This window comes from Pedobacter sp. 10L46_2 (assembly GCF_056395165.1).
Genome location: NZ_JBFTIZ010000050.1, coordinates 22,608 through 28,846, shown reverse-complemented (window position 1 = coordinate 28,846; position 6,239 = coordinate 22,608). Strand labels below are relative to the sequence as shown.

The 6,239-nt window shown below is 40.1% G+C and carries 5 protein-coding genes; 2 read left to right on the top strand and 3 right to left on the bottom strand.

The features are described 5' to 3' along the window. Positions 1-880 (bottom strand): PAS domain S-box protein (locus AC1DDX_RS07900; RefSeq protein ID WP_477621925.1); only part of this gene is annotated, 880 nt, incomplete at its 3' end. A 19-nt stretch (positions 881-899) separates the two neighbouring features. Further along, on the bottom strand, positions 900-2,171 hold the full coding sequence (glyA, locus tag AC1DDX_RS07895; protein ID WP_172661959.1) for a serine hydroxymethyltransferase: 1,272 nt from the start codon (positions 2,169-2,171) through the stop codon (positions 900-902). Positions 2,172-2,264: 93 nt separating this feature from the next. Between glyA and dxs the strand changes: the two genes are divergently transcribed. Beyond that, entirely contained in the window at positions 2,265-4,193 is a 1,929-nt protein-coding gene (gene dxs / locus AC1DDX_RS07890; RefSeq protein WP_172661960.1) for a 1-deoxy-D-xylulose-5-phosphate synthase, read from the top strand. Further along, positions 4,193-5,176 (top strand): helix-turn-helix domain-containing protein, encoded by a 984-nt coding sequence (locus AC1DDX_RS07885; RefSeq protein WP_288882743.1) that lies wholly within the window; start codon positions 4,193-4,195, stop codon positions 5,174-5,176. The genes dxs and AC1DDX_RS07885 overlap by 1 nt, the downstream gene beginning before the upstream one ends. A gap of 343 nt (positions 5,177-5,519) precedes the next feature. On the opposite strand, the gene AC1DDX_RS07880 is transcribed toward AC1DDX_RS07885, so the two are convergent. Then, positions 5,520-6,233: a DUF4397 domain-containing protein gene (locus tag AC1DDX_RS07880; protein WP_337717859.1), complete on the bottom strand. Its 714-nt coding sequence runs from the start codon at positions 6,231-6,233 to the stop codon at positions 5,520-5,522. Positions 6,234-6,239 lie beyond the last annotated feature (6 nt).

Below are 6,239 nucleotides of genomic sequence, written 5' to 3'. Positions count from 1 at the left end.
CCAACTCACTCTCTACCCGTTTATTTTCGGTGATGTCTCTTCCATAGGTATACAAGCGTCCCTGGCGGGCCACCATATTCCAGCTCAGCCAACGCAACTGGCCATGCTTGCTCTTTACCCTGAATTCTACATTGAATTCTTTAACCTTTTTCTTTAGTCCTTCTTCAATAATTTCCACCAACCTGCTGATGTCTTCTTTATTGCAAAACTTCCAAATACTTAGTCCTATAGATTCGGGAACCGTATAACCAAGTATACTGGTTACCGCATCATTTATAAACAGGATTTTACCTGAGTAATCTAAAATACAATGAATCTCTGGCGAAACTGTCGAAAGATTTAGCAGTTCCTCAAAACGATTGGTTTTGGCTTCCAGCTCTATTGTTTTTTTTCTTAAAGTAATATGGGTAATGGTTTCATTGGCAAGTGTTACCAAACCATCTTTCTGGTCATTGGTTAAGCATCGTGAGACTACATCAAACACTGCAATAACACCTATTTTAAAACCATTTTCATCCAGAAGTGGTGCGCCTGCATAGAAACGGACACCGGGTTTACCGGTAACCATAGGATGATCTTTAAATCTTTTATCGGTTAAAGTATCCTGTATTTCAAGTATCTCATTTCCTTTAATGGTTTCTGCACTAAAAGACACCTCCTTTGAAACGTCTCCATTGCCGATACCGATAAAGGATTTCAAAAAGAGCCGGCTTTCATCAACCAGAACAATAACCGCAATAGGTGCATTACATATTAAAGTAGCAAGCTTGGTAATATTGTCGAACTTCTCCTCTGAAGGGGTGTCCAAAATATTATACTCATGCAATACTTTAATACGCTCGCTTTCACTGGCAGACGAATCCCGGCTCTTCGATAACATTTAATTTACAACTCCCTTTCTATTTATATAGGGGGAACTTACTTACCAATTCAATTACCTTCTGTTTTACCTGCTTAAGGTTATTTTCGTCCTCAGCGTTGGTAATTACCTGGTCAATCAGATCAACAATAAGTTCCATTTCTTTTTCTTTAAATCCTCTTGTAGTTATAGCAGCAGTTCCTACGCGTATACCCGAAGTAACAAATGGAGATTTATCATCAAAAGGAACCATATTTTTATTTACCGTAATGTCGGCTTTTTCAAGCGCATTTTCAGCAAGCTTCCCTGTGATATTTTTATTTCTTAAATCAATCAGCATCAGGTGGTTATCAGTTCCACCAGAAATAATTCCGTAACCTCTTGATACAAATGCTTTTGCCATTGCCTGTGCATTTGCCTGTACTTGTTTAACGTAGGCTAAATAATCGTCACTCAAAGCTTCACCAAAAGCAATTGCTTTTGCAGCGATAATGTGCTCTAAAGGACCACCTTGTGTACCCGGGAAAACAGCCATATCTAATACTGACGACATCATTCTGATTTCGCCTTTAGGTGTTTTTAAACCAAATGGGTTTTCAAAATCCTTACCCATCATAATCATACCGCCACGTGGGCCACGTAATGTTTTATGTGTAGTTGTGGTAACGATATGGCAATGAGGAAGCGGGTTGGTTAATAATCCGCGGGCAATAAGACCTGCCGGATGAGAAATATCTGCCATTACCAATGCGCCAATTTTATCAGCTACACTGCGTACAAAAGCATAATCCCACTCTCTTGAATAAGCAGAAGCACCAACAATGATTAATTTTGGACGTTCAGCTAAAGCTAATTCTTCAAGTTTAGCATAATCAATTAAACCATCTTCTTTTTTAACTCCGTAAAATAACGGATGATACAATTTTCCTGAAAAGTTAACCGGAGAACCATGAGTTAAGTGACCACCATGAGAAAGATCAAATCCTAAAATCTTATCTCCGGGTTGAATTACCGCAAGCATTACAGCAGCGTTTGCCTGTGCACCAGAATGTGGTTGTACATTCACCCATTCCGCACCAAAAAGTTTCTTTGCGCGTTCAATAGCAATGGTTTCCACCTCATCTACTACCTGGCATCCACCATAATATCTTTTGCCCGGAAGGCCTTCAGCATATTTATTTGTTAAACAAGAACCAGCGGCTTCCATTACCTGTTTGCTTACAAAATTTTCTGAAGCTATCAGTTCAAGTCCATTTTCCTGACGGTCCAATTCCCTGTCAATCAAATCAAAAATTAAAGTATCTCTAGTCATTTATCGAAGTATATTTTTGTAAAATTAGCAATTTTCCTTCTTACTTTGATAACAAAATACCTTACTTTGTATTTCTATTGATAAAACCCCTGCATGGAAGATATTAACGGTCCATTACTACCCAACATAAACTATCCTACTGATTTAAAGCAGTATAAGGAACAAGACCTTGAACAAATTTGCAAGGAACTTCGTCAATATATTATAGATGTGGTTAGTGTAAATGGTGGACATTTTGGTGCCAGTCTTGGCGTTGTTGAGCTTACAGTAGCCTTACATTACGCATTAAACACCCCATACGATAAATTAGTCTGGGACGTTGGACATCAGGCTTACGGACACAAAATTCTTACCGGACGCAGGTCAGTTTTTCATACCAACCGGATATTAAACGGCATTAGCGGCTTCCCAAAAATCAGTGAAAGCGAATATGATACTTTTGGTGTAGGCCACTCTTCTACATCCATCTCAGCAGCTTTGGGCATGGCCGTAGCTTCGCACTATAAAGGAGAAACCGATCGTCAGCACGTTGCAGTGATTGGAGATGGTGCCATGACCGCCGGATTGGCATTCGAAGGATTAAATCATGCCGGTATTGAAAATTCAAACCTGTTAGTGATACTGAACGACAACTGCATGTCTATCGATCCTAACGTTGGTGCACTAAAAGAATATTTAACAAACATTACTACCTCAAAATCTTACAACCGCTTCCGCGATGACATTTCTAATGTGCTTATTAAGCTTTCTGAGCTTGGACCTAATGCGCATAAGTTTGTCAAGAAAATTGAGAAAAGTATAAAAGGTACGCTGCTTAAACAAAGTAATTTGTTCGAAGCGCTGAACTTCAGATATTTCGGCCCGGTTGATGGTCACGATGTGGTCCGCCTAACCCAGGTCATTAAAGATTTAAAAGAGATCCCCGGCCCTAAGCTTTTACATTGTGTAACCGTAAAAGGAAAAGGCTTTGCCCTGGCAGAGAAAGATCAAACAAAGTGGCATGCACCTGGCCTTTTCGATAAAATTACCGGAGAGATAAAAAAATCTGTTCCTGATAAACCACAACCTCCAAAATATCAGGATGTTTTTGGCCATACTTTGGTTGAGCTGGCTGAAGCCAATAAAAAAATTGTAGGTGTAACTCCCGCTATGCCATCCGGATCTTCAATGAACATCATGATGAAGGCAATGCCTGCCCGTGCGTTTGATGTGGGTATTGCAGAACAGCATGCCGTTACTTTTTCCGCAGGATTGGCCACTCAGGGGCTTATTCCATTTTGTAACATCTACTCAAGCTTTATGCAAAGAGCTTATGATCAAGTCATTCATGATGTTGCAATACAAAACTTAAATGTTATTTTTTGTCTGGATCGCGCAGGTTTGGCAGGTGCCGATGGTGCCACACACCATGGTGCTTATGATCTGGCCTATATGCGTTCTATTCCTCACATGACGGTTGCTGCCCCAATGAACGAGGAAGAACTACGTAATTTAATGTATACCGCACAGCAAGACAATATGGGGCCTTTTTCCATACGTTATCCCAGAGGAAACGGCGTTATTGTCGACTGGAAACGTCCGCTAAAAGCATTAGAAGTAGGAAAAGGCAGAAAAATCTGTGACGGCGAAGATGTCGCCATACTTACCATTGGTCACGTGGGTAACTTTGCGGTAGATGCATGCAAAGAATTGAATAGTGAAGGTATACATCCTGCACATTACGACCTTCGCTTTGCCAAACCTTTAGACCAGGCCATGCTTCATGATGTATTTAAAAGATACAAACACATCATAACAATTGAAGATGGGTGTGTGCAAGGTGGCGTGGGGAGTGCAATACTTGAATTCATGGCCGACAATGCCTACAATGCTCAGGTAATCCGTTTAGGTATTCCTGATGACTTTATTGAACATGGTGAGCAGGCCGAATTATGGGCTTTATGTGGTTATGACACAGCAGCAATTATTAATACCGTAAAAAAGATTGCCGTAAGCAGAACTACAAAAACAATGGCCTCCTAATGCCAAATGCCTCAGCGTTAAGGCATCAACCATTTGTAAAGCCAGATCCAGAGTTAATGGATCTGGTCATCAATCATCTTTCTTCCTATCACCCACTTCCCAAAGCACTCGAAAACGAAATTAAAGCATGTTTGTTTGATGTACGGGCTAAAAAAAATGAATACCTGCTTAAGCAGGGCGAAACGAGCGAATACTTATATCTCATCATTAAAGGTTTGGTAGTTGGTTATACCACACTTAAAAATAAAAAACTTACTACTTATATCTGCCTGGAGGGTGAATCTGTTTCAGCTATAAAAGGAATGTACGGCGACGGGCCCTCCGGCGAAAGTATTTACGCTGTAGAGGATTCTCATCTCATCGGCTTGCCCATACATAACCTGCTGCAGTGGCTTCAAACCTCATTTGAGCTGAACATCATCATCAGAAAAATAGTCGAATCCTTTTACAAATCTGCACACCAGCGGTCCAATCTGGTAAGAATGGGGTCAGCCCAGGAGAAATATGAATTCTACCTCAGCACAACAAATCATAATATACAGAGAATTCCCCCTCAATATATTGCTGATCTGCTGGATATAAAGCCCGAAACACTCCATAAGATTTTGAAAAAGGCGAAACAGCCAAATGAGGCTTCAGTACAAACTTATTTTGAGTTAATTGAAGATTACATGAGGGATCAGGAGGCATTTAAACAGCATGGTTTAACCCTGCCCAAGATGGCAGCCGACCTAAGGGTACCCACCCATCAGCTCTCACATGTATTAAATTTTCATTACAAAAAGAGTTTCACTGCCTTTGTAAATCACTACAGGGTTGATTATGTCAGAAGCAAGTTGCAAAACACCTCTGCATGGCAACACCTTACCATAGAGGCTTTAGGAAAAGAAGGTGGCTTCTCCTCAAGAAGTGCCTTTTTCGCTGAGTTTAAGTCACATACCGGTATGACGCCTTCTGAGTATGCCAAGTCCCGACAAAATTAAGTCCTGCATTATAAATCAGGACTTAATTCTCTTTCCTTTCCTTGCCCACCGATAACCTATTGATTATATTTGTTAATAATAAATAAACTTATTTATACCGAATAATTAAGTTCAACGATAATTTTATTGCGTCCAAGAAATGGAAACCTCAGAAATCACCTGGTTAAATGCCAACAAAACCTACAAAAAATGCCCCTATTGCAAACAAGGAGACTTAGATTCGAGAGTTAAAAGAGGCACTTTAGTTAAATCATTTTTATTTTGGCTTGACCTGAAAAGATACGCATGCGGATCATGTGGCCGTAAGGTTTACATGGTTGGCAAAAACGAAAAATAGTACGTCTTATTTGTGGATGTATATTTGCAATTTAAATGATTCCCCTACATCATTCGGTTGTACCAATCCTATCGCCATAACTGTGTAGTACTGCCCCGCTGTTAAAACAGTACTGCTCAAAGTGCTCATGACTGTTCCTTCAGCAGCATTCTTTGTATCAAGAGAATAAGTTCCCGGGGTAATTTCCGTAAAACTGCTAACCGCTTTATAAGATTTGTCAGTAACCAGATTTGTCGTATCATTATTCAAAGACAGATCAAGCGCAGGGGCATCGGGCGATAAGTTTACAAATCTTATAAAAGCCTTTTCAGTGGAATAAGCATCAGGCGTATCTGAAATCAACAGCCCATCCATGTTCTCGTTTTTGTTAATTACAAAAAAAGAATAGGCCTTATTGGTCTCTATTGCTATCGTTTTGCTCAGCAGCGCCGTTAGGTCGCTTTCTGCAGTAAACTTTAGGGTATGGTCTCCTTCAGTCAGGGTAGCATATGGAATTACACCTCCAAATGGCAAAGCGCTCTCAATTACTTTTGTCCCATCCAGATAGGCATTATAAGTAGCCAGGGTAGGCGATGCATTGATAATCGTTAATGAGGAAAGGCCCGTGGTGTCTGCCGCTTCTTTTTTGCAGGAACTGAATAACATGATAGCCAGGGTAATCATCAAAAAAACAAACAATACATCCAGACCTTTATTGGTCTCATTTTTAAAAATATTCATAAGAGT